Origin of the sequence: Halomonas sp. AOP22-C1-8, from assembly GCF_052378905.1 — a bacterium.
GTDB classification, from domain to species: domain Bacteria; phylum Pseudomonadota; class Gammaproteobacteria; order Pseudomonadales; family Halomonadaceae; genus Vreelandella; species Vreelandella citrativorans.
In genome coordinates this window covers 1-1,927 of record NZ_JBQSYD010000063.1, presented here as the reverse complement: position 1 = coordinate 1,927, position 1,927 = coordinate 1, and the positions used below count along the sequence as shown (strand labels likewise).

The 1,927-nt window shown below is 60.8% G+C and carries 1 protein-coding gene; it reads left to right on the top strand.

The features are described 5' to 3' along the window. Window positions 1-466: 466 nt before the first annotated feature. The gene (gene ltrA / locus ACT3TY_RS17850) at window positions 467-1,855 is read left to right on the top strand and encodes a group II intron reverse transcriptase/maturase (RefSeq protein WP_193057446.1); all 1,389 of its coding nucleotides are present in this window, start codon (window positions 467-469) and stop codon (window positions 1,853-1,855) included. Window positions 1,856-1,927 lie beyond the last annotated feature (72 nt).

The following is a 1,927-nucleotide window of genomic DNA, read 5'->3' as shown; positions in this document are numbered from 1 at the left end:
TGGTGCGCCAGGCATGGCGCGCAGCGCCTTAACAGGCGCTATTCCTGAGGGTGGTGCCTCAGGATGACTTGGGGGTGAAAGTCCCCTGCACGCCCGGCAAGGGGAAGTGCTAGCCGACGGCAAGGGTGTCCCTCGCGAGGGGGAATCTGAAGGAAGCCCAAGGCAAAACGCTGGCCTGACGAATAGGAAGCGGATACTAGGCGTCATGGCGGGGTGAGATGGCCATAATCATCAAAGCCCGGTACTTGCACGGAACGCCATGACGTAGATCCGACAGGCATAAGCGGGAAGGTCGCGCGTCTTACCCTGGGAGGTCTGGTGATGTGCCACAGTGCTACCGGCGTCGAGAGGCGACGGGATGGGTTACCAGACGTCAGCCGAGGCCATAGTAAGTGCCGGTTCACTACGGCACCAAGGGCCGAACATGAAGAACCGCGAGTAGGCGATAACGTCTCGAGGATCGATCATGAAGACAGACCATGACGCTAATACCGTCACTCACCCAGAGGGGCAGGAGCAGAACTCCGCGCCCCAGCCGGTGGGCGTCGAGACGATCCCGGCGTCGTTATCGTGGACGAAAGCGGAGTCAGCCTCGCTCATGGAGCGGGTCGTTGACCCGGAGAACATGGAGCGAGCTTACCGTAAGGTGGCTGCCAACAAAGGTGCACCGGGTGTCGATGGCATGACGGTGCATCAACTGGCTGACCACCTAAAACAGCACTGGCCAACGCTGCGTGAGCGGCTGTTGGCCGATGCGTATCACCCGAGTCCAGTTCGAGCAGCCACGATCCCCAAGCCTAAAGGCGGAGTGCGGCAGCTCGGAATACCCACGGTCACCGACCGACTGATCCAGCAAGCGCTGTCACAAGTGCTCATGCCGGTCTTCGACCCGGGGTTCTCCGCGTCGAGTTACGGTTACCGCCCCAAACACAGCGCCAAGCAGGCCGTATCGGCCATGAAGGCCCATGTTACCGCTGGCCACCGCTGGGTGGTCGACCTTGACCTGAAAGCCTTCTTCGACCGAGTGAACCACGATCTGCTGATGGCACGGGTAGCGCGGCGCGTTGATGACAAGCGCGTGCTGCGCCTGATCCGCCGCTATCTGGAAGCGGGTATGTTGCAACATGGCTTGCCCACGCCGAGGCGACAGGGGACACCCCAAGGCGGACCACTCAGCCCGCTACTGGCGAACATCCTGCTGGACGATCTGGACAAGGAGCTGGAACGCCGAGGCCACCGCTTCTGCCGCTACGCCGATGACGTTCAGGTGTACGTCAACAGTCGGCGGGCAGGCGAGCGTGTCATGGAAAGCTTGAGTGAGTATCTCGAGAGCTCACTTCGGCTGACGGTCAACCGCACGAAAAGTGCGGTGGACCGGCCATGGAAACGCGGCTATCTGGGCTACCGTCTCACTTGGCACAAGCAGCCGAAGTTGACGCTGGCCAAGGCAAGTCTGAAGCGCATGATGCAGCGTGTTCGTGAGATCCTGAAGCGTGGCAGGGGGCGTAACACCCAACGGATAATCGAAGAGTTGGGGCCAGTCCTGCGTGGATGGGCCAACTACTTCAGCTTTGTTGATGTGAAACGGCCCTTGGAAGCGCTGGATCAATGGATACGTCGCCGCTTACGCGGCCTAATCTGGCGGCAATGGAAACGTTCAGCGACTCGTCGCCGGAAACTTCAAGGGCTGGGCCTGGACGCGCCCCGAGCTTGGAAATCGGCAGGCAATGGTCGAGGCCCTTGGTGGAACGCCGGGGCATCGCACATGAACCAGGCCCTGCCGAGGAAATGGTTTTATGACCAGGGACTGATCTCGGTACTGGATACGGTAAGAGGGCTTAACCGTTCTTCATGAACCGCCGTGGTACGGAACCGTATGCCCGGTGGTGTGAGAGGACAGGGGAGGCGACTCCCCTTCCTACTCGAT